Source organism: Streptomyces filipinensis (genome assembly GCF_014649495.1).
GTDB lineage: Bacteria > Actinomycetota > Actinomycetes > Streptomycetales > Streptomycetaceae > Streptomyces > Streptomyces filipinensis.
On sequence record NZ_BMTD01000010.1, the window covers coordinates 13,067 to 35,406 of the forward strand.

Consider the following 22,340-nt stretch of genomic DNA (forward strand, 5'->3'; position numbering starts at 1 on the left):
GCGTCCGCGCCGGGCCGCCGTGTCGTCCTTCGGGGTCAGCGGCACCAACGCCCACACCATCATCGAACAGGCCCCGCCGGCCCAGGACGAAGAAGCCACCGCCGTCCCGGCCCCGGCCCTCCTGCCGTGGGTGCTCTCCGCCAAGAGCAACGCCGCACTGCGCGAGCAGGCACGACGGCTGCTCGCCTTCGTCCAGGACGGCACGTCACCGGCCGACGTCGGTTTCTCGCTGGCCACCACCCGGAGCGCCCTGCGCCACCGGGCGGCCGTCATCGGCGAGAGCTGTGACGACTTCCGCCGCGAACTGGGCTGCCTGGCAACCGGAACGCCGTCGCCCGGAGTGGTCCAGGGCCGGCCGGGAGGCAAGGTCGGTTTCCTGTTCTCGGGTCAGGGTTCGCAACGCCTCGGTATGGGGCGGGAGTTGTACGAGGCGTTCCCGGTCTTCGCCGATGCGTACGACGAGGTGTGTGCGCGGCTGGACGCGCCGGTCGATGTCGATGCCGAGACACTGGACCAGACCGGGTGCACCCAGCCCGCGCTCTTCGCGGTCGAGGTGGCCCTGTTCCGGCTCCTGGAAGCGTGGGGTGTGCGGCCGGACTTCGTGGCCGGTCACTCGGTGGGTGAGATCGCGGCCGCGCATGTGGCGGGTGTGTTGTCGCTCGGGGATGCGGCGAAGCTGGTGTCGGCGCGTGCGGCGTTGATGCAGGCGTTGCCCGCGGGGGGTGCGATGGTCGCGGTCCAGGCGACCGAGGAGGAAGTGCTCACGCACCTGACCGACGAGGTCGGCGTGGCGGCGATCAACGGTCCGCGCTCCGTCGTGATCTCAGGAGCCGACGAGGCGGTCACCGCAATCGCCGAGGTCTTCACCCAACAGGGCCGCAAAACCTCACGGTTGAAGGTGAGCCACGCGTTCCACTCGCCGTTGATGGATCCCATGCTGGAGGAGTTCGCACAGGTCGTCCGCGATCTGGCGTTCAACGAGCCGCGGATCCCGGTCGTTTCGAACCTGACCGGCCGGCTGGCCGAGCCGTACACGCCCGAGTACTGGGTCCGGCACGTCCGTGAGGCGGTCCGCTTCGCCGACGGCCTGCACACCCTGCACGAACTGGGCGTGACCACGTTCGTCGAGGTCGGCCCCGGTGGCGTCCTCAGCGGTATGGCGCAGGGCTGCGTGGACGAGGCCGCCACGGTGCCCGTCCTGCGGGCCGACCGCCCCGAGCGGCAGGCACTCGTGACGGCCGTGGCCCATCTGCACACGCACGGCGTGTCCGTCGACTGGAACGCGTTCTTCGCCGGTGCGCGGAAGACCGACCTGCCGACCTACGCCTTCCAGCACGAGCGGTACTGGGTCGACGTCCCGGAAACCGCTGCCGCCGGCGCGGTGGCGGATCCGGTGGACGCGGAGTTCTGGGAGACCGTGGAGCGCGAGGATCTGCAGGCCTTCGCAGAGACCCTGGACATCGGGGCGGAGGACGCCTTCAGCGACGTGCTGCCGAGGCTGTCGTCGTGGCGCCGGCAGCGCAGGGAACAGTCCACCGTGGACGGCTGGCGCTACGGCGTCACCTGGAAGGCGATACCCGACCCCGCACCGGAGGGCCCTGCCCGGAAGGGTGTGTGGCTGGTTCCGGTCAGTGCCCCGCGACTCGGCGACGACTGGGTCACCGCCTGCCTCGGCGGGCTGACCGAGCGGGGCCTGGCCCCGCTGCCGGTCCCGGTCGAACCGGCCACGGACCGCGAGGAGCTGACCGCACAGCTCGTCCGAGCGGCCGGTGACGAGACCGTGGCGGGCGTCCTGTCGCTGCTCGCCGTCGACGGCGGGGCCGCCCCGGCGGCCGCCGCACTGACCACCGGTGTCGCGCTGTCGGTCCTGCTCGTCCAGGCCCTGGGCGATGCGGGCATCGGCGCCCCGCTGTGGTGCGCGACCCGCGACGCGGTGGGCGTGAGCACCGCCGACGAGGTGGCGGACCCGTACCAGTCCCAGGTCTGGGGTCTGGGCCGGGTGGCGGCGCTGGAGCACGCGCCGCGCTGGGGCGGTCTCGTCGACCTTCCCGGCACGGTCGACGACCGGGTCACCGGCCGCCTCGCCGCGGTGCTCGGACAGTCGGCCGAGGACCAGGTCGCGATCCGCGACCGTGGGGTGTTCGCGCGGCGCCTGTCGCGGCTGCCCGCAGCCCGGAGCGACGGTTCGTGGTCGCCGCGCGGCACCGTCCTGATCACCGGTGGTACGGGTGCGCTGGGCGGGCATGTGGCCCGCTGGCTCGCCGGTGCCGGGGCGGAGCACCTGGTGCTCGTCGGCCGCCGGGGCCCCGACGCCCCCGGGGCGGCCGAACTCAGGGCCGAGCTGGAGGAGGCGGGCGTGCGTGTGACCGTCGCCGCCTGTGACGTGGCCGACCGGGCGGCGCTGGCCGCGCTCCTCGCCGCGCACCCGGTGAACGCCGTCGTCCACACGGCCGGCACCGCCGAGGCGGGCATGCTCGCCGAGACGAGCCTCGGCGACTTCTCGGCGACGGTCGCCGCGAAGGCCCTCGGGGCCGTGCACCTCCATGAACTGCTCGGTGATCAGGAGCTGGACGCCTTCGTCCTGTTCTCCTCCATCTCCGGTGTGTGGGGAGGCGGCGGACAGGCCGCGTACTCGGCCGCGAACGCCTTCCTGGACGGCCTGGCGCAGCACCGGCGGGCCCGGGGCCTCGCCGCGACCGCGATCGCCTGGGGGCCGTGGGGCGAGGGCGGCATGGTCGCCGACGCCGGGGACGAGGAGCGGCTGCGGCAGCGCGGCCTGACCGTGCTGCGGCCGGACCGGGCGATCTCCGCGCTGCACGGTGCGCTGAGCGGCGGGGAAGGCACGGTCACCGTGGCGGACGTGGACTGGGAGCGGTTCGTCGTCCCGTTCACCGTCAGCAGGCCGAGCGCGCTGCTCAGCGACCTGCCCGAGGTCAGGAACGCCCTCGCGGCGGAGCCCGCCGAGCAGTCGGCGGAGCCGTCCGCGCTGCAGGAGAAGCTCTCCGGGCTGTCCGAAGGCGAACGGCAACGCCTGCTCGTGGACACGGTGTGCGCGCACGCGGCGGCCGTACTCGGCCACAGCGGCTCCGCGGCGGTGGAACCGGACCTGGCGTTCCGGGACCTCGGCTTCGACTCCCTGACCGCGGTGGAGCTGCGCAATCTGCTCAGCGCCGACACCGGTCTGACCCTGCCCGCGACACTGGTCTTCGACCACCCCACGCCCGAGGCGATCGCCCGCCACCTGGGGAGCGAACTCGCCGGCGAGACGGGCCCGGACGAGGTGTCGGTCTTCAGCGAGCTCGACCGTCTGGAGTCGGTGATCTCGACGGCCGCCAGTGCCGAGGAGACGGTCCGGTCAGGGGTGCGCAGGCGGCTGCAGGAGCTGTTGTCCCTGGTGAACTCCGCCGGCGGCCAGGGCGCGGAATCCGCCGATGCCGAGCGACAGCTCCAGGACGCGACGGTCGACGACATCTTCGATCTGATCGATCAAGATCTAGAAAATTCCTAGTTCTTGGCGCTCTACCTTTAACGACAGCCGAGGACGGATGAGGCGGATGAGCAGCAACGAAGACAGGCTCCTCGAGTATCTCAAGCGCGTCACCGGAGACCTTCGTCAGGTCCGGGAGCGCCTTCGCGAGGTCGAGGAGAAGGACCAGGAACCCATTGCGATCGTCGGGATGGCGTGCCGGTATCCGGGCGGGGTGCGTTCGCCCGAGGACCTGTGGCAGCTGGTGGCCGCCGGTGGTGACGCGGTCGGGGAGTTCCCGGCGGACCGGGGCTGGGACGTGGACGGCATCTACGATCCGGATCCGGAGGCGACGGGGAAGACGTACGCGCGTCGCGGTGGATTCCTGTACGAGGCGGGGGAGTTCGACCCTGGGTTCTTCGGGATCAGTCCGCGTGAGGCCGTGGCGATGGATCCGCAGCAGCGCCTGCTGCTGGAGACCACGTGGGAGACGTTCGAGCGGGCCGGTATCGACGCGGAGTCGGTGCGGGGCAGCCGTACCGGAGTCTTCGTCGGCTCCGGCTACCAGGACTACGTCAACCTCCTCGTCGGGGTGGGCGGCGAGTCCGACGGCCATCTCGGGACCGGCAACTCCGCCAGTGTGATGTCCGGCCGCATCGCCTACACCTTCGGCCTGGAGGGCCCGGCGGTCACCGTCGACACGGCGTGTTCGTCGTCGCTGGTGGCGCTGCACTGGGCGATCCAGGCGCTGCGCGGCGGCGAGTGCTCCATGGCGCTGGCCGGCGGTGTGCAGGTGATGACCACGCCCACCGCGTTCGTGGAGTTCAGCCGGCAGCGCGGGCTGGCCCCGGACGGACGGTGCAAGCCGTTCGCCGCCGGGGCCGACGGCACCGGCTGGGCCGAGGGCGTCGGCATGCTCCTGGTGGAGCGGCTGTCCGACGCCCGCCGCAACGGCCACCGGGTGCTGGCCGTCGTACGCGGGAGCGCCGTGAACCAGGACGGCGCGTCCAACGGCCTGACCGCGCCGAACGGTCCCGCGCAGCAGCGGGTCATCCGCCAGGCCCTGGCCTCGGCCGGCCTGTCTCCCGCCCAGATCGACGTCGTGGAGGCGCACGGTACGGGGACGAGGCTGGGTGACCCGATCGAGGCGCAGGCGCTGCTCGCCACGTACGGCCGGGAGCGGCCCGAAGGACTGCCGTTGTGGCTGGGCTCGCTGAAGTCCAACATCGGTCACGCCCAGGCGGCCGCGGGTGTCGGCGGCATCATCAAGATGGTCATGGCCATGCGCCACGGTGTGCTGCCGCGGACGCTGCACGTGGACGAGCCGACGCCGCACGTGGACTGGTCGGCCGGTGACGTGCGGCTCCTGACCGAGGCCGTCGACTGGCCGGAGACCGATCACCCGCGCCGGGCCGCCGTGTCGTCCTTCGGGGTCAGCGGCACCAACGCCCACACCATCATCGAACAGGCCCCGCCGGCCCAGGACGAGGAGCCCGCGGGGGCTCCCGCCGACGGCCCCCTGGCGTGGGTGCTCTCCGCCAGGAGCGACGCGGCGCTGCGGGCCCAGGCGGCCCGGCTGCTGCCCGTCGCACGGGGCCAGGTCCGGCCGCAGGACGTCGGGCTGTCGCTGGCCACGACCCGCGCGGCCATGCGTCACCGGGCCGCGGTCGTGGGCGACAGCCGCGAGGAACTCCTCCTGGGGCTGCAGGACGTGGCCGCCGGAACCCCATCGGCCCGGGTGCTGCTGGGACGGCCGGCCGGCGGCAAGACCGGCTTCCTCTTCTCCGGGCAGGGCTCGCAGCGCATCGGCATGGGGCGCGAGCTGTACGCGGCGTTCCCCGCCTTCGCCATGGCCTACGACGAGGTGTGCGCGCACCTGGACGCCCCCGTCGACGTCGACGCCGAAACACTGCACCGGACCGGGTGCACCCAGCCCGCGCTCTTCGCGGTCGAGGTGGCCCTGTTCCGGCTCCTCGAATCCCTGGGCGTCCGGCCCGACTTCGTCGTGGGCCACTCCGTGGGCGAGATCGCCGCCGCGCACGTCGCCGGTGCGCTGTCCCTCCACGACGCGGCGAAGCTGGTGTCCGCCCGCGCCGCGCTGATGCAGGCGCTGCCCACGGGCGGCGCGATGGTCGCCGTGCAGGCCACGGAAGAGGAAGTCCTGCCCCGCCTCACCGACGGGGTGAGCGTCGCCGCGGTCAACGGCCCCTCGTCGGTGGTGGTCTCCGGGGACGAGACGGCGGCCCTGGCGCTCGCCGCGGCCTTCGCCGAGCAGGGCCGCAAGACGTCCCGGCTGAAGGTCAGCCACGCGTTCCACTCGCCGCTGATGGACCCGATGCTGGAGGAGTTCGCCGAGGTCGTCGGTGGCCTGGCCTTCGAGAAGCCGCGGTTACCCGTCGTCTCCAACCTCACGGGTCAGCTCGTCGAGGCCTACACCTCCGAGTACTGGGTCCGGCACGTCCGCGAGGCCGTCCGCTTCGCCGACGGCGTCCGTACCCTGCACGACCTGGGCGTGCGGACCTTCATCGAGATCGGCCCCGGCGGTGTCCTCAGCGGCATGGCACAGGGCTGCCTGGACGACGCCGTCACGGTCCCGATGCTGCGGGCCGACCGCCCCGAGCGGCAGGCTCTCGTCACGGCCCTGGCCGGTCTGCACACGCACGGCGTCGCGGTGGACTGGAGCGTCTTCTTCGCCGGTGCGCACCAGACCGACCTGCCGACGTACGCGTTCGAGCACGAGCGGTACTGGGTGCAGGCCCCGGAGCCCGCCGCGGCGGTGGACCCGGTGGACGCGGAGTTCTGGGACACCGTGGAGCGCGAGGACCTGCAGGCCCTCGCGGAAACCCTGGACATCGGGGCGGAGGACGCCTTCAGCGACGTGCTGCCGAGGCTGTCGTCGTGGCGCCGGCAGCGCAGGGAACAGTCCGCCGTCGACGACCGGCACTACCGCGAGTCGTGGAAGCGCCTGGGCGCGCTCGCACCGGCCGGCCTCGGCGGCACCTGGCTGGTCGCCGTGCCGGAGGAGGAGAACGAGCAGACCGCCGCGGTCCGCACCGCGCTGACCGCTCGCGGCGCCACGCTGAAGACGCTGGTCGTCGGCGCGTCGAGCGACCGCGCCGGTCTGGCCGGCGAGCTCGCCGGGACCGGGCCGGTCGACGGCGTACTGTCCCTGCTCGTCACCGGCGACCCCGTGCTGCCCACCCTGATGCTCGTCCAGGCCCTGGGCGACGCGGGCGTCGACGCCCCGCTGTGGTGCCTCACCTCGGGCGCGGTGGCCGTGAGCGGCTCCGACGCCGTACGCGACGCCCGGCACGCCCAGGTCTGGGGCCTGGGCCGCACCGTCGCCCTGGAGCTGCCCCGGCGCTGGGGCGGCCTGATCGACCTGCCGGAGTCCGTCGACGAGCGAGCCGCCGCACGCCTGGCCGACGTGCTGGGACAGGCGCTGACCGGCCGGTGGGAGGAGGACCAGCTCGCCGTCCGCTCCTCGGGCGTCTTCGCCCGGCGGCTGGCCCACGCACCGGCACGGGCCGCCACCCGCCGCTGGCAGCCCCGCGGCACCGTCCTCGTCACCGGTGGTACGGGCGCACTGGGCGGCCACGTCGCCCGCTGGCTGGCGCGCGGCGGCGCCGGACACCTCGTCCTCACCAGCCGCCGGGGCGCAAACGCCCCGGGCGCCGCCGCCCTGCGGGACGAGCTGGAGGCCCTCGGCGCCCGCGTCACGCTCGCCGCCTGCGACGTGGCCGACCGCGACGCCGTGGCGGCCCTGCTCGCCGAGCACACCGTCACCGCCGTCGTGCACGCCGCCGGGGTCGCCGACGCCGGCCTGGTGGACGCCACCACGCCGGACGCCTTCGCCGCCGCGCTCGCCGCCAAGGCCGGCGGCGCGGCGCACCTGGACGAGCTGCTGGGCGACCAGGAGCTGGACGCCTTCGTCCTCTTCTCCTCCATCTCCGGCGTCTGGGGCAGCGGCGGCCAGGCCGCCTACGCCGCCGGCAACGCCTACCTCGACGCTCTCGCCCGGCAGCGCCGCGACCGCGGCCGCACCGCGACCGCCGTCTCCTGGGGCCCCTGGGCCGACGGCGGCATGGTCGAGGACGGCGACGACGAGGAGCGGCTGCGCCGCCGCGGCCTGAGCGCGATGACCCCCGCGTCGGCGATCACCTCCCTGCAGCGCGCGCTCGACCGCGACGAGACCCTGCTGACCGTGGCCGACGTGGACTGGTCGCGCTTCATCGTGCCGTTCACCCTCGGCCGGCCCAGCCCGCTCCTCGGCGACCTCCCCGAGGTGCGTGCGACGCTCGCGCAGGACGTCCCCGGGACGGGCCACGGCTCCGGGGCACTCGACAAGAGCCTGGCCGGGCTGTCGCACGAAGACCGCGCACGCGCCCTCGTGGACCTCGTGCGCACGCACGCCGCCGCCGTACTCGGCCACCGCACGGCGGGCGCCGTCGATGCCGACCGGCCCTTCAGGGACCTCGGCTTCGACTCCCTGACCGCGGTGGAACTCCGCAACAAGATCAACGAGGCCACCGGCCTCGTCCTGCCCACCACGCTGGTCTTCGACCACCCCACGGCCGCCGACCTCGCCGACCACCTGCTCGCCGAACTCACCGGCGGCCAGGACGCGAAGGCCACGGCCGAGGCGGCCGCCGCAGTACTGGACGAGCCGATCGCCATCATCGCGATGGCCTGCCGCTACCCCGGCGGCGTGCGCTCGCCCGAGGACCTGTGGGAGCTGGTCTCCACCGGCCGCGACGCGATCTCCCGCTTCCCCGGCAACCGCGGCTGGGACATCGAGCAGCTCTACCACCCGGACCCCGACCACCCCGGCACCACCTACACCACCCACGGCGGATTCCTCTACGACGCGGACGAGTTCGACCCCGCGGTCTTCGGCATCAGCCCCCGCGAGGCCGTCGCCATGGACCCGCAGCAGCGCCTGCTGCTGGAGACCACCTGGGAGGCCTTCGAGCGCGCCGGGATCGCCCCCGACACGATGCGCTCCACCGCCACGGGCGTCTTCGTCGGCTCCGGCTACCAGGACTACACCGGCCGCCCGCTCAAGGTGCCCGACGGCGTCGAGGGCTACCTTCCCAGTGGCAACGCGGCCAGCGTCATCTCCGGCCGGCTCTCCTACACCTTCGGCCTGCAGGGGCCGTCGGTCACCGTCGACACCGCGTGCTCGTCCTCGCTGACCGCCCTCCACCTCGCCGTGCAGGCGCTGCGGGGCGGCGAGTGCTCCATGGCACTGGCCGGCGGCGTGATGGTGATGGCCGGTCCGTCCGCGTTCACGATGTCGAGCCGGCAGCGCGCGCTGTCCGCCGACGGCCGCTGCAAGGCCTTCTCCTCGTCCGCCGACGGCACCGGCTTCGCCGAGGGAGTGGGCCTGGTCCTGGTGGAGCGGCTGTCCGACGCCCGCCGAAACGGCCACCAGGTCCTGGCCGTCGTCCGGGGCAGCGCGGTCAACCAGGACGGCGCGTCCAACGGCCTGACCGCGCCCAGCGGCAAGGCCCAGCAGCAGGTCATCCGGCAGGCGCTGGCCAACGCCCGGCTCGCCCCCGACGAGGTGGACGCCGTGGAGGCCCACGGCACCGGAACCCGGCTCGGTGACCCGATCGAGGCGCAGGCGCTGCTGGCCACCTACGGCAAGGAGCGTTCCGAGGGCAGGCCGCTGTGGCTGGGCTCGCTGAAGTCCAACATCGGCCACGCGCAGGCGGCCGCGGGCGTCGGCGGCGTCATCAAGATGGTGATGGCCATCCGCAACGGCGTCCTGCCGCGGACGCTGCACGTCGACGAGCCGACCCCGGACGTCGACTGGTCCGGCGGGACCGTGCGCCTGCTCACCGAGCAGACCGCCTGGCCCGACCAGGACAGGCCCCGGCGTGCGGCCGTCTCCTCGTTCGGGATGAGCGGCACCAACGTGCACACCATCATCGAGCAGGCCCCGGAGACCGCGCCCGCCACGGAGGGCGAGCAGGCCCCCGCAGCGCGGGACGCGACCGCCGCCCGGCCCCTGGACGTGGTCCCGTGGGCGCTGTCCGCGAAGACCGCCCGGGCACTGCGCGAGCAGGCCCGCCGGCTGCTGGACCACCTGGACCGCACCGAGGGGCTCTCCCTGCCCGACATCGGCCGCGCCCTGCTCACCACGCGGACGCAGCTGGAGCAGCGGGCCGTGGTCGTCGGCCACGACCGGCACGAGCTGCGGGCCGGGCTCGCGGCGCTCGCCGCCGGCGAACCCGCGGACAGCGTGGTCCAGGGCACCGCGGCGGCCTGCGGCAAGGTCGCCTTCGTCTTCCCCGGCCATGGCTCGCAGTGGACGGAGATGGCCCGGGACCTGCTGGAGACCTCCCCGGTCTTCGCCGAGCAGGCGCGGGCCTGCGCCGAGGCGTTCACCCCCTACCTCGACTGGCCGCTGCTCGACGTCCTGCGCGCCGAGCCCGGTGCGCCGGACGTGGCCGAGGTGGAGGTCGCCCAGCCCGCGCTGTTCACGGTGATGGTGTCACTGGCCGCCCTGTGGCGCTCCCACGGTGTGACGCCCGCCGCCGTCGTCGGCCACTCACAGGGCGAGGTCGCCGCCGCGTACGTCGCCGGCGCGCTGACGCTGGACGACGCGGCCCGGATCGTGGCCCTGCGCAGCCGCTCGCTGACCAAGCTCATCGGCAAGGGCGCGATGCTGGCGGTCGCCATGCCCGCCGACCGGGCCCGCGCGAGGCTGGAGAAGTACGGGGACCGGTTGTCGGTCGCCGCCGTGAACGGGCCCGCAGCCCTGACCGTCTCCGGAGAGCCCGACGCGGTCGACGAACTCCTGGCGGAACTCCAGGCCGAGGGCGTGCGCGTGCGCAAGGTCCGCGGCGCCACCGGCGCCGGGCACTCCGCCCAGGTCGAGGGCCTGCGCCCCGAACTGCTCAAGCTGCTGGCCCCGGTCACGCCGGGCGCGGCGGACGTCCCCTTCTACTCCACGGTGACCGGCACGGTGCTGGACACCACGGCCCTGGACGCCGCGTACTGGTACCGCAACGCGCGGCACACGGTGGAGTTCGAACGGACCGTACGGACGCTGCTGGCGGACGGGCACGGGGTGTTCGTCGAGTGCAGCCCGCACCCGCTGCTGGCCGACGCGGTGCAGCAGATCGCGGAGGACGCCGGTGCCGACGCCGTGACCGGCGCCTCGCTGCGCCGAGGCCACGGCGGCATGGACCGCTTCCTGCGCTCCGTGTCCGAACTGCACGTGAGCGGCGTACACGCGGACCTGGCGGTCCCCTTCGCCGGGCGTCCGGTCCGGCCCGTGGACCTGCCGACGTACGCGTTCCAGCGGCAGCGGTACTGGCTGGAGAGCGCCGACCCGGTACCGGCGGGCACCGATCCGGCCGAGGCCGGGTTCTGGGATCTGGTCGAGAACACGGACCTGCCCGGGCTCGCCGCCGAACTCGGGGCGGACGACGCCGCGCTCATCGGCCCGGCGCTGCCGGTGCTGTCCACATGGCGTCGCCGCAGCCGCGAGAAGTCCACGGTGGACGGCTGGCGCTACCGCGTCTCCTTCCGGCGGCTGACCGACCACCCGGCCCCGGGCCTGGACGGCCTGTGGCTCGCCGTCCTCCCCGCCGGACTGGCGAACGAGCAGTGGGCGCCCTGCGTCGTCGGCGTGCTCGGCGCACACGGCGCCAAGGTGCGGGTCGTCGAACTCCCCGTCGACTGCGACCGCGCGCAGGCCGCGAAACGGCTCGTCGAGGAACTCGGCGGCGAACAGCCCGCCGGCGTCCTGTCGATGCTCGGCCTCGCCCCCGGCTGCCACCCCGCCCACCCGACGTTGTCCGCGAGCCTCGCCACGACCGTCACCCTGGTGCAGGCGCTGGGCGACGCGGACGTCCAGGCACCGCTGTGGTGCGCGACCCGCGGAGCGGTGTCCACCGGAGCCACCGACCCGGTGTTCGACGCCGCCCAGGCACAGCTCTGGGGCCTCGGCCTCGTCGCCGCACTCGAACTGCCCCGGCGCTGGGGCGGTCTCGTCGACCTGCCCGAGAAGCTGGACGAGCACGCGCTGCGCCGCCTGGCCGGGGTGCTGGCCCGGCACGACGAGGATCAGCTCGCCGTACGTGCCGACGGCGTGTACGGCCGGCGCATGCTCCGGGCCCGGCCCGCCGACGCGGAGCCCGCCACACCGTGGCAGCCCCGCGGCACCGTCCTGGTCACCGGCGGAACCGGCGGTGTGGGCCGGCACCTCGCCCGCTGGCTGGCCGGCGCGGGCGCGCAGCACCTGGTGCTCACCAGCAGGAGCGGGCTCGACGCCCCCGGCGCGCGGGAACTGCACGCGGAGCTGACCGCCCTGGGTGCCGAAGTGACCATCGCCGCCTGCGACATCGCCGACCGTGACGCGCTCGCGCGGCTGCTCGCCGGCATCGAGTCACGGCACCCGCTCACCGCGGTGCTGCACGCCGCCGGCACGGCACGCTCGTCCATGCTGGCCGACGCCGGTCTCGACGAGTTCGCCGAATCCGCGGCCGCCAAGGTCACCGGCGCCCTCCACCTCGACGCGTTGCTCGCCGGCCGCGAACTGGACGCGTTCGTCCTCTTCGCCTCCGGTGCCGGCGTGTGGGGCAGCGGTGGGCAGGCCTCCTACGCCTCGGCCAACGCCTTCCTCGACGCCCTGGCACTGCGCAGGCGGGCCCGCGGCCTCACCGCCACCTCGGTCGCCTGGGGCGGCTGGGCGGGCGGCGGCATGGTCGACGAGGCGGTCCAGGAGCGCGGCGAGCGGCGTGGCCTGGGCGTCATGGCCCCCGAGCTCGCGATCTCCGCCCTGCGCCAGGCCGTCGAGCACGACGAGGCGGCCATCACCGTCGCGCCGATCGACTGGGAGAAGTTCCTGCCCGCCTTCACGGTGGGACGGCCCAGCCCGCTGCTGGCCGACCTGCCCGACGTACAGCGGCTGCTGGAGGCCGAGCAGGCCGCCGGCGAGGAGACCGGCACCGGAGCGGCGCTGGCGACCGAGCTGGCCTCACTCGCCCCGGCCGAGCAGGAGGAGCGGCTGCTGGAACACGTCCGCTCCCAGAGCGCCGTCGTCCTCGGTCACGCGTCGGCCGAGGACGTGCTGCCCACCGCGCACTTCCTGGAGCTCGGCTTCGACTCGCTCACCGCGATCGACCTGCGCCGGCGCCTGGCGGCCGCGACCGGTCTCCACCTGCCCGCCGGACTGGCCTTCGACCACCCCACGCCCGCCAGGCTCGCCAGACACCTGCTGACGCGGCTCCGGGGCGCCGGCCGCGGCACGGCGGAGGAGCGGCCCACCGACATGCTGGTGCAGCTCTACCGGCACGCGAGCGAGAACGGGACGGCCGCCGAGGCCATGGGCATGCTGATGGAGGCGGCCCGCTTCCGGCCCTCGTTCGAGCGGCCCGAGGAACTGGCCCAGCCGCCCGCCCCGGTACGGCTGTCGCAGGGCGACCGCCCTCTCGCGCTGATCTGCTTCGCGCCGTACGTCGTACCGGCCGGGGCGCACCAGTACGCGCGGTTCGCCACCCCCTTCCGCGACCGGCTGGACCTGTGGGCGCTGGTCCACCCCGGCTACGAGAAGGGCGAGCCGGTCCCGTCCGACCTGGACGCCGTACTCCGGCTGCACGCGCGGACCGTACGGGAGTGCGCCGGCGGCAAGCCGGTCGTCCTGCTCGGCTACTCCTCGGGCGGCTGGATCGCCCACGGCGTGGCGGCCCACCTGGAGGCCATGGGCGAGCAGCCGGCGGCCGTGGTGATGGTCGACAGCTTCAGCCGAGAGGTCCCCTTCGACCACCAGGTGCTCAACGCGATGGCCCAGGCACAGTCGCAGCGCCTGGACTTCATGAGGTCCGGCGGCGAACAACTCACCGCGATGGGCCGCTACATGCGCCTGTTCGACGACTGGGCCGCGCCGGAGATCGCCGCGCCGACCCTGCTCGTACGGGCGAGCGAGCCGATGCCGGCCGGCGACACGGACGGCGACGGGCGCGCGGCACCGCCCGAGCACGTGGACACGATCGTCGAAGTGCCCGGAAACCACTACTCCATGTTGGAGGACCACGCCGGCACCACCGCGGCGGCTGTGGACTCCTGGCTGGCCGGCGTCGTCACCGATCCGTCCGGCCCCGCCGCACCCGCGGACGCGACGACCGCATGACCGGCCCGCGACCACCGCGGCCACCCCGGAACCAGACAGAGCAGATGTGGGAGAGAAATCATGACCAAGGCTCTCTACGAGATAGGCGAGACCCCGCCGCTCGGTGAGGTACCGCCGCAGATGTACGCCTCGGTGATCCGCCAGAACCGCTTCGGAGAGCCGAAGCAGGCGTTCCGTACCGAGGTCGTCGACACCCCCGCGGTCGGCCGGGGCCAGGTGCTGGTCTATGTGATGGCAGCCGGCATCAACTACAACAACGTGTGGTCCTCGCTGGGCCAGCCGGTCGACGTCATCGGGATGCGGCAGCGCCAGGGCCAGCCTGAGGACTTCCACATCGGAGGCTCGGAGGCCTCCGGCGTGGTGTGGGCCGTCGGCGAAGGCGTCCGCAACGTCAAGGTGGGTGACCACGTGCTGCTCACCAGCGGCCAGTGGGACGAGACCGCCGAGGACATCCGGCTGGGCAGGGACCCCCTGGTCTCGGAGAGCATCAAGGCCTGGGGGTACGAGACCAACTACGGCTCCTTCGCCCAGTTCTGCCGCGTCGACGAGTACCAGTGCCACCCCAAGCCCGCCCATCTGTCGTGGGAGGAATCGGCGGCCTTCCTGCTCACCGGGCCCACCGCCTACCGGCAGCTGTTCGGCTGGCAGGGCAACACGGTACGCCCCGGCGACCCCGTGCTGATCTGGGGCGGCGCGGGCGGCCTCGGCTCGATGGCCATCCAGCTCGTCAGGCTGGCCGGCGGCGTCCCGATCGCCGTGGTCTCCAGCGAGGACCGCTCCGAGTACTGCCGCCGCCTCGGGGCGGCGGGCACCATCAACCGCCGCGACTTCGACCACTGGGGCCGGCTGCCCGACGTCGGGGACGCCGAGGCCTCGGCGCGGTTCCTGCGCGGAGCCCGCGGGGTCGGCAAGAAGATCTGGGAGATCCTCGGTGAGCGCAGGTCCCCGCGGATCGTGCTTGAGCACAGCGGCCAGGACACCCTGCCCACCTCCATGTACCTGTGCGACAACGCCGGCATGGTGGTGATCTGCGGTGGCACCTCCGGCTACAACGGGGACGTCGACCTGCGCCACCTGTGGATGCGCTCCAAGCGCCTCCAGGGCTCGCACTACGCCGGCACCCGCGAGTGCCGCGAGGTCATCGAGCTCGTCGGCGCCGGCAAGCTCGACCCCTGCCTGTCCGCCTGCGACGGCTTCCAGGACATCGGGCGCATGCACCAGATGATGCACGACAACGTGCACCCCTCCGGGAACATGGCCGTCCTCGTGAACGCGCCCCGGCGCGGCGAGACCGCGCTCGCCGCCGCCTGACCGTCCCGGTCGTACGACCCCCCCACCCACAAGCTCCAAGGAGAGCCATGCCCGAGCCCACCGCCGCCGCGCCCGCCGTCCCCAAGGCCCGTAGCTGCCCGTTCCTGCCGCCGGACGGCATCGCCGACGTCCGGGCGGCCGCCCCGGTGACCCGGGCGACCTTCACCAGCGGCCACGAGGCGTGGCTGGTGACCGGCTACGAGGAGGTGCGCGCGCTGCTGCGCGACCCCTCGTTCAGCGTCCAGGTGCCCCACGCGCTGCACACCCAGGACGGTGTCGTCACCCAGAAACCCGGCCGTGGCAGCCTGCTGTGGCAGGACGAGCCGGAGCACACGTCGGACCGCAAGCTGCTCGCCAGGGAGTTCACCGTCCGGCGCATGCAGGCGCTCCGGCCGAACATCCAGCGCATCGTCGACGAGCACCTCGACGCCATCGAGGCGGGGGGTGGTCCGGTCGACCTGGTGAAGACCTTCGCCAACCCGGTGCCCTCCATGGTGATTTCCGACCTGTTCGGCGTCCCGGTCGAGCGCCGGGCGGAGTTCCAGGAGATCGCCGAGGCGATGATGCGGGTCGACCAGGACGCCGCCGCCACCGAGGCCGCCGGCATGCGCCTGGGCGGACTGCTCTACCAGCTCGTCCAGGAGCGCCGGGCCGAGCCCGGGGACGACCTGATCTCGGCGCTGATCACCACCGAGGACCCCGACGGCGTCGTCGACGACATGTTCCTCATGAACGCGGCCGGCACCCTGCTGATCGCGGCCCACGACACGACCGCCTGCATGATCGGCCTCGGTGCGGCGCTGCTCCTCGACCGCCCCGACCAGCTGGCCCTGCTGCGCGAGGACCCGTCGCTGGTCGGCAACGCGGTCGAGGAGCTGCTGCGCTACCTCACCATCGGCCAGTTCGGCGGCGAGCGCGTCGCCACCCGGGACGTGGAGCTCGGTGGTGTGCGCATCGCCAAGGGCGAGCAGGTCGTCGCGCACGTCCTCGCCGCCGACTTCGACCCCGCCTTCGTCCAGGAGCCGGAGCGCTTCGACATCACCCGCCGCCCCGCCCCGCACCTGGCCTTCGGCTTCGGCGCCCACCAGTGCATCGGCCAGCAACTCGCCCGCATCGAGCTGCAGATCGTCTTCGAGACCCTCTTCCGCCGCTTCCCGACCCTGCGCCTGGCCAAGCCCGTCGAGGAGCTCCGCTTCCGCACCGACATGGTCTTCTACGGCGTGCACGAGCTGCCCGTCACCTGGTGACCCGGCCTCACATCTCGACGCACGCCCGCACCGCCCCTTGCTCGAAAGGCACCACATGACCGACACCGACATCCGCCTCACGGGAACGCCGACCCGCTCCTTCCCCCAGGACAGGACCTGCCCGTACCAGCCGCCGAAGGCCTATGCCGACTGGCGGGGCGAGAGCCCGCTGAGCCGGGTCACGCTGTTCGACGGCCGGCCGGCGTGGCTGATCACCGGGCACGCCGAGGGACGGGCGCTGCTCGTCGATCCCCGGCTGTCCTCGGACTGGGGTCATCCGGTCTTCCCCGTCGTCGTCCAGCGCACCGAGGGACGCGGCGGGCTCGCGTTCCCGCTGATCGGCGTCGACGACCCGCTGCACGCCCGGCAGCGGCGCATGCTGATCCCCAGCTTCGGCGTCAAGCGCATGAACGCCATCCGTCCCTCGCTGCAGAGCCTCGTCGACCGGCTCCTGGACGACATGCTGGCGAAGGGGCCGGTCGCAGACCTGGTGTCGGCCTTCGCGCTGCCCGTGCCCTCCATGGCGATCTGTGAGCTCCTCGGCGTCCCGTACGGCGACCACGACTTCTTCGAGGAGTGCTCCCGCAACTTCGTGGGCGCCGCGACGTCGGCGGAGGCCGACGCGGCCTTCGGCGAGCTGTACAAGTACCTGCACGGCCTGGTCATGAAGAAGCAGGCCGAGCCCGGGGACGGCCTGCTGGACGAGCTGATCGCACGCCAGTTGGAGGAGGGCGAGCTGGACCACAACGAGGTGGTCATGATCGCGCTGGTCCTGCTGGTGGCCGGCCACGAGACCACCGTCAACGCGATCGCCCTCGGGGCCCTCACGCTCATGCAGCACCCCGAGCAGATCGACGTGCTGCTGCAGGACCCCGGTGCGATCTCCGGGGTGGTCGAGGAGCTCCTGAGGTTCACCTCCGTCTCCGACTACATGGTCCGGCTGGCCAAGGAGGACATCGAGGTCGGCGGCGAGACCATCAGGGCCGGGGACGCGGTGCTGGTCTCCATCACGCTGATGAACCGCGACGCCAGGGCGTACGAGAACCCCGACGTCTTCGACGCCCGGCGCAACGCACGTCACCACGTCGGCTTCGGCCACGGCATCCATCAGTGCCTGGGGCAGAACCTCGCCCGCGCCGAGCTGGAGATCGCCCTGGGCACGCTCTTCGCCCGCATCCCGGGCCTGCGGCTGGCCGTACCCCTGGACGAGGTGCCCATCAAGGCCGGCCACGACGCCCAGGGCCCGGTCGAGCTCCCCGTCACCTGGTGACGGCCCGGCCGGACGGAACGGAAGAAAGGGTGGCGGGCCACGCCATGCGCATCACCATCGACCGCGACCGGTGCATCGGCTCCGGCCAGTGCGTCATGACCGCACCCGGCGTCTTCACGCAGGACGACGACGCGCTGGTCGCCCTGGTCCCGGGGCGTGAGGACGGGGCGGGGGACCAGCGCGTGCGCGACGTCCCCATGGCCTGTCCGGTCCAGGCGGTCGCGGTCTTCGAGGACTGACCGGCAGCGGACGAGCCGACGGACGGGCAGGGCGTGGCTCCACCCCGCTCATCGACCCGAGCCGGGCCCGTCCCGTCCTGGGCCCCGGTCCCTGACCGGGTCGTCGGCACCGTGGCCCAGCAGTTCGTGGAGCAGCGGGGTCGCGGGCAGTGCCGGGTGGAGGTACACGCGCTCACGGCGTTGTTCGACAGCGGCCAGCAGCGTCTGGAAGGTGGTTCTCGCCTCCTCGATGCGTCCGCCGTGATGTTGCGCCTGGCCCAACAGGCCCAGGTGGAGCGGGTGGCGCAGGTACGTCCTGGACTGGCCCAGTTCGGCCAGTGAGGTGTGGACGAGGGCGAGGCCCTCGTCCTGGTCCCCGGCGTGCGCCAGGCCCCACCCCTTGACGACGCCCAGCATCGCCTTCCAGTACAGGAGTCCGTGTTCGCCCGCGACGCGGACGCCCTCGTCGCTCGAAGAGAGCGCGGTGCGGGTGTCACCCTCCCAGGCCGCCACGACCCCGTCGACGTACAGCGCGAAGGAGCGGTCGGACGGTCTGCTGTCGTACTCGGTGAGGCTCAACAGCTCACGCCGGCGCGCGCGGGCCGTCTTCCGGTGTCCCAGGAGCCAGTGGGTGAAGGTGTCGTAGGAGCGGCAGGAGACGCGCGGGTCGTGCTGGAAGGTACGGGCCAGCACGTGACCCTCGTCGGCGAAACGATCCGCCATGCCGACGGCGCGCTCCAGTTCGGCGAGCGCCTGCGGCAGCATTCCGCGCACGTGCAACACGATGCCTTCGCCGTACGCCGCACCGAGCGCCGCCACGGGCTCCCGGGTCTGCCGCGAGATGTCCCGCAGCAGGCCGGAGAACTGCCGTGAGGCGTCGTAGCGGCCGGTGACCAGGTCTGCCGCGCACAGCGCCCAGAGCACCGACGGGTCCTCGGGGGCATGCGTGGCCGTGCTGAGGGCGCGACCGCGCGTCAGTGCCGCCTCGGCCTCGGGGTGCCCGTAGCCGCGCGTGGTGGCGAGTACCTGGCCGAGCTGGATGTGCAGCGTCTGTTCCAGGCTCACCGTGGCGGAGTCGTCCGGCGGCAGGAAGCCGATCAGGTGTACCGCGCGGCGCAGCCAGATCTCGACCTGTTCGTACGCCATGGACTGCTCGGCGTGTTCGGCGGCGAGCAGCAGCCGGGGCAGCACCTCGGCGGCGCGCAGTGCGCTCTTGGCGTGCCAGCTGTGGTGTGCGACCCGCTCGACCTCCTCGTCCCCCACCTGTCCGCGCCGGCGTGCGCACAGGGCGTCGGCGACCCTGGCGTGCAACCGGTGGCGGTCCTCACGGGGGAGCTCGTCGACGAGCGTCTCCTGGACCAGCGCGTGAGCGAAGTGCAGCCGCCCCGGGTGGTGCGGGTCCTCCCCGAGCAGGCCGGCACGGATGGCCGACTCAAGGCCCACGATGACCGGTTCGTCGTGCGTGGCGGTCCGGTGCAACAGGTCGGTGTCCACCTCGGCGCCGATGACGGCGCACAGCCGGAGCACCCGCAGGACCGGCTCGGGCAGTGCGGCGAACCGCTGGTGCAGCGCCTCACGTACGCCGGTGGGAATGTGAGCCAGCAGCGCGTCGACCGCGTCCGGGCGATGGAGCTTGCGCGCGTCGCCCACGAGGGAGAGGAGCTGCATGACGAAGTACGGGTTGCCCTCGCTGCGCCGGTGCAGCACCTCGACGACCTTCGGGTCCACCCCGGACCCCGCGTGTGCTTCGACGAGGGCGCCGACGGCCTGCCGGGAGAGCCCGCGGAGCCGCAGCGTCTCGGTCCTGGGGCCGCGGAGCACGTCGGAGACCATCCGGCGCAGCGTCGCGTCCGACTCGGCCTCGAACTCCCGGGCGGTGAGCACGATGCCCAGCGGATGCCCCTGGCAGCGGGTGCTCAGCAGCCTGAGCAGGTCGAGGGAGGCGGTGTCCGCCCATTGCAGGTCTTCGAGGAGCAGCACGAGCGGGTGTCGCCCGGCGAGGGTGAGCAGTACCTCGCAGACCGCGTCGTGGGCGAGGAAGCGGGCCTGGCTCCAGTCGGAAGCCCATCTCGGGCCCCCGGTCCGGTCCGCCGACCGCTCGGGCATCAGCGGGGCGAGCAGGGCGCCGAACGGTTCCGTCGCCTCGCGAAAGGCATCCGGCCGGGTGGCGGACAGCCGGCGCAGGATCTGGGTCCACAGCCAGTACGCGGGGACGCCCTCGCCGGGGAAGCAGTGGCTCCAGACCACGTCCAGACGGGAGCCCTTCTCCTGCGTGTCCATGCTCTCCAGACGGGCGGCGAGTTCGAGCAGCAGGCGGGTCTTTCCGACGCCCGGAGGGCCGAGGACGCCGGCCACATGGCCGTGGCCCACGACCGCGCTCGCGGCAGCGGTGGTCAGGCGGTCGAGCTCCTGGCTGCGGCCGGTGAACGGCGAAGGGGCAGCCGTCCACCCCGACTCGAACTTCTGCGATCCGCCCGCCGGTTCCTGTTCCGGCCCCGGCAGCGGCCGCCACCGGTCCGTCCCGGCCTGCGTGCCGGTGCCGTCCGTCCGCCCGCCCGGCGGCCCCTCGGTGCGCGCCTCCGGGCGCGCGTCGGCCCCCATGATCCCCTCGCGTCCGACGGCCGCGACGGCGTCGACCGTCCCGTCGGCGTCACCGGTGGCCACCGCCCGGCCGTCCCCCCGCGGCGTGACGGCCGTCCTGCCGTCCCCGGAGCCCTCGAAGCCCGCGGACTGCGGTACTCCGTCGTCGCCCGTCTCCTTCCTCACGAGCAGGACAGGTGACGCTCCGGTGGACTCGAGCGGTGCGGCGGAGAGTGTCTTCGCGGGGGCGCTCGCTCCCGGCTCCTGGCGCAGGATCGCGTCTCTGACCCGGCGTAGCTCGGCTGCGGTGTCCACACCGAACTCCTCGACCAGATGACTGCGCGTCCGCTCGTACACCTCAAGCGCCTCGGCCTGCCGCCCGAGCCGGGACAGTGCCGTCATGAGGTGGCCGACCAGCCGCTCGCGCGTCGGATGACGGCGCGCCTCCCCGTCCAGATCGGCGGCGACCTCCTCGGCCGCGCCGAGAGTCAGCCGCGCCTCCGCGCAGGACTCCACCGCGGTGAGCCGGATCTGCTCGAGTCGGGTGGCCTCGTCGCTGAGCGGCGGATGGCTGTCGAACTCCGCGTACGGCGAGCCGCGCCACAGCCCCAGGGCCTCGGTGAGCCGGGCCTGCGCGGTGTGCGGATCGCGCTGCTCCAGCAGCCGCCGTCCGTCGGTGACCAGACGCTCGAAGCGGCAGGCGTCGACATGTTCGGGATCGAGATCGAGGACGTAACCGGGCGTCCGGTGGCGCAGCACCGAAAGTCGGCCTGATCCCGCCACGGGATGCAGGGCCCGGCGCAGATGGGAGACATGGCTCTGGAGTGTGGCGACGGCCTGACGGGGCGCCGTGTCGCCCCACAGCTCCTCGACGAGCAGTTCGGTGGGCACCACGCGGCCGATGCGGACGAGCAGCAGGGCGAGCAGGGTCCGCCGGCGTGGCGGGCCGAGCGGCAGATCATGCCCGTTGTGCCGCGCCGACATGGGCCCCAGAACACTCAATATGAGCTCTGCCTGGTCGGTTTCCGTGGGTAACACGTTTGCGGTCGGAGGTGTGGGCATGGTGGTCCCCATCGTTCTCGCGGATACGGCTGGCTGACGGACGGTTTCGAGCTGGCTGGTCGTACCCCCGTGTCTCCTATGGATCTTGACACAGGGAAAGCGCCTTCCAGGGCGGAGGCCCGTCGATTGGCAAGAAAGCGGCAGGTGTTCGGCAAGGATTTCGACACCGGGTCCTGAAAACGATGGCGGGCGACGGCAAGGGGCCACCAGCGGCTCGACCAGCGCCCCGCAAGGTCGGTGGCGCACGATGACGACAACTGGAGTACCCGCTGGTCCCAGGGCCGATGGCGCCCCTGTCGACGGCCTTCGCGGCCGCTCACCAGCCTCGAATTGATTTCGCCCTCAAGTTTCCTGACAGGGAGCCCCACTCTTGCTGAGTCCAGCACCTGCAGCTCCGGCCCTGTGCATGGCGAGCCTCGATAAAACCCTGACCATCCAGCAGGCGAACCAGGAGTTCTTCCGGCAGTTCAGCGGCTCGTCCGAGGACATATGCGGCCGCAATTTCCGTGACGTGGTGCACCCGAGCGTGCAGCAGCCACTGGTGCGCCAATTCTCCAATTTGCTGGAAGGGAAGCACCAGCGATTCGTCACGCCCGTCATTGCGGTGGGGCCCGGCGAGGAGTCCGCCTTCACCGTTCCCCTCACGGCGGTCGCGGTCCGCGGTGGCCTGCCCGACACGACCGCGATCCTGGTCATGATGCCCACGGCAGGGGACGCCGAGGGGACACGTGTGGTGACCAAACGCAAGGCGATTTTGTCCGCGATGGACGCGCGCATCCTGGAGGGCATCGCCGCCGGTGTCTCCACCGTTCCGTTGGCGTCGAGCCTCTACCTCAGCCGGCAGGGCGTCGAGTACCACGTGACCTGCCTGCTGCGGAAGCTGAAGGTGCCCAACCGTGCCGCGCTGGTCTCCCGCGCCTACTCCATGGGCGTACTCAAGGTCGGCACCTGGCCGCCCGAGATCGTGGACGACTTCGTGAAGTGAGCGGCACGGGGCCCGCACCGGGCGCCCGCTCGCGCCGGTGACGGCGGCAGCTTCCCC

The 22,340-nt window shown here is 73.1% G+C and carries 8 protein-coding genes; 7 read left to right on the forward strand and 1 reads right to left on the reverse strand.

The window, feature by feature from the left end; translation table 11 throughout:
• From IE244_RS42110 to IE244_RS22175, 6 genes are all read left to right on the forward strand, one after another.
• A partial coding sequence (locus IE244_RS42110) for an SDR family NAD(P)-dependent oxidoreductase (protein ID WP_229854268.1) occupies positions 1-3,508 on the forward strand: 3,508 nt, incomplete at its 5' end.
• A 46-nt stretch (positions 3,509-3,554) separates the two neighbouring features.
• A complete protein-coding gene (locus IE244_RS22155) occupies positions 3,555-13,610 on the forward strand; it encodes a type I polyketide synthase (RefSeq protein ID WP_191875309.1) in 10,056 nt (3,351 codons plus the stop codon).
• Positions 13,611-13,670: 60 nt separating this feature from the next.
• Entirely contained in the window at positions 13,671-14,921 is a 1,251-nt protein-coding gene (gene ccrA, locus IE244_RS22160) for a crotonyl-CoA carboxylase/reductase (RefSeq protein WP_191875310.1), read from the forward strand.
• 47 nt (positions 14,922-14,968) lie between these two features.
• Positions 14,969-16,168: a cytochrome P450 gene (locus IE244_RS22165; RefSeq protein WP_191875311.1), complete on the forward strand. Its 1,200-nt coding sequence runs from the start codon at positions 14,969-14,971 to the stop codon at positions 16,166-16,168.
• Positions 16,169-16,223: 55 nt separating this feature from the next.
• A complete protein-coding gene (locus tag IE244_RS22170) occupies positions 16,224-17,438 on the forward strand; it encodes a cytochrome P450 (RefSeq protein WP_191875312.1) in 1,215 nt (404 codons plus the stop codon).
• Positions 17,439-17,482: 44 nt separating this feature from the next.
• On the forward strand, positions 17,483-17,677 hold the full coding sequence (locus IE244_RS22175; RefSeq protein ID WP_191875313.1) for a ferredoxin: 195 nt from the start codon (positions 17,483-17,485) through the stop codon (positions 17,675-17,677).
• Between the two features lie 48 nt (positions 17,678-17,725).
• Here IE244_RS22175 and IE244_RS22180 read toward each other — a convergent pair whose 3' ends face one another.
• Positions 17,726-21,220 (reverse strand): ATP-binding protein, encoded by a 3,495-nt coding sequence (locus IE244_RS22180; RefSeq protein ID WP_229854269.1) that lies wholly within the window; start codon positions 21,218-21,220, stop codon positions 17,726-17,728.
• Between the two features lie 484 nt (positions 21,221-21,704).
• On the opposite strand from IE244_RS22180, the gene IE244_RS22185 reads away from it, so the two are divergent.
• Positions 21,705-22,283, forward strand: a complete 579-nt coding sequence (locus IE244_RS22185) for a LuxR C-terminal-related transcriptional regulator (RefSeq protein WP_191875315.1) — start codon at positions 21,705-21,707, stop codon at positions 22,281-22,283.
• Positions 22,284-22,340: the final 57 nt, after the last annotated feature.

Excerpts from the sequence above, each read along its gene's own strand:
- IE244_RS22155 (WP_191875309.1), top strand. The coding sequence starts at position 3,555 with ATGAGCAGCAACGAAGACAGGCTCCTCGAGTATCTCAAGCGCGTCACC.
- ccrA (WP_191875310.1), top strand. The coding sequence starts at position 13,671 with ATGACCAAGGCTCTCTACGAGATAGGCGAGACCCCGCCGCTCGGTGAG.
- IE244_RS22165 (WP_191875311.1), top strand. The coding sequence starts at position 14,969 with ATGCCCGAGCCCACCGCCGCCGCGCCCGCCGTCCCCAAGGCCCGTAGC.
- IE244_RS22170 (WP_191875312.1), top strand. The coding sequence starts at position 16,224 with ATGACCGACACCGACATCCGCCTCACGGGAACGCCGACCCGCTCCTTC.
- IE244_RS22175 (WP_191875313.1), top strand. The coding sequence starts at position 17,483 with ATGCGCATCACCATCGACCGCGACCGGTGCATCGGCTCCGGCCAGTGC.
- IE244_RS22180 (WP_229854269.1), bottom strand. The coding sequence starts at position 21,220 with ATGTCGGCGCGGCACAACGGGCATGATCTGCCGCTCGGCCCGCCACGC.
- IE244_RS22185 (WP_191875315.1), top strand. The coding sequence starts at position 21,705 with ATGGCGAGCCTCGATAAAACCCTGACCATCCAGCAGGCGAACCAGGAG.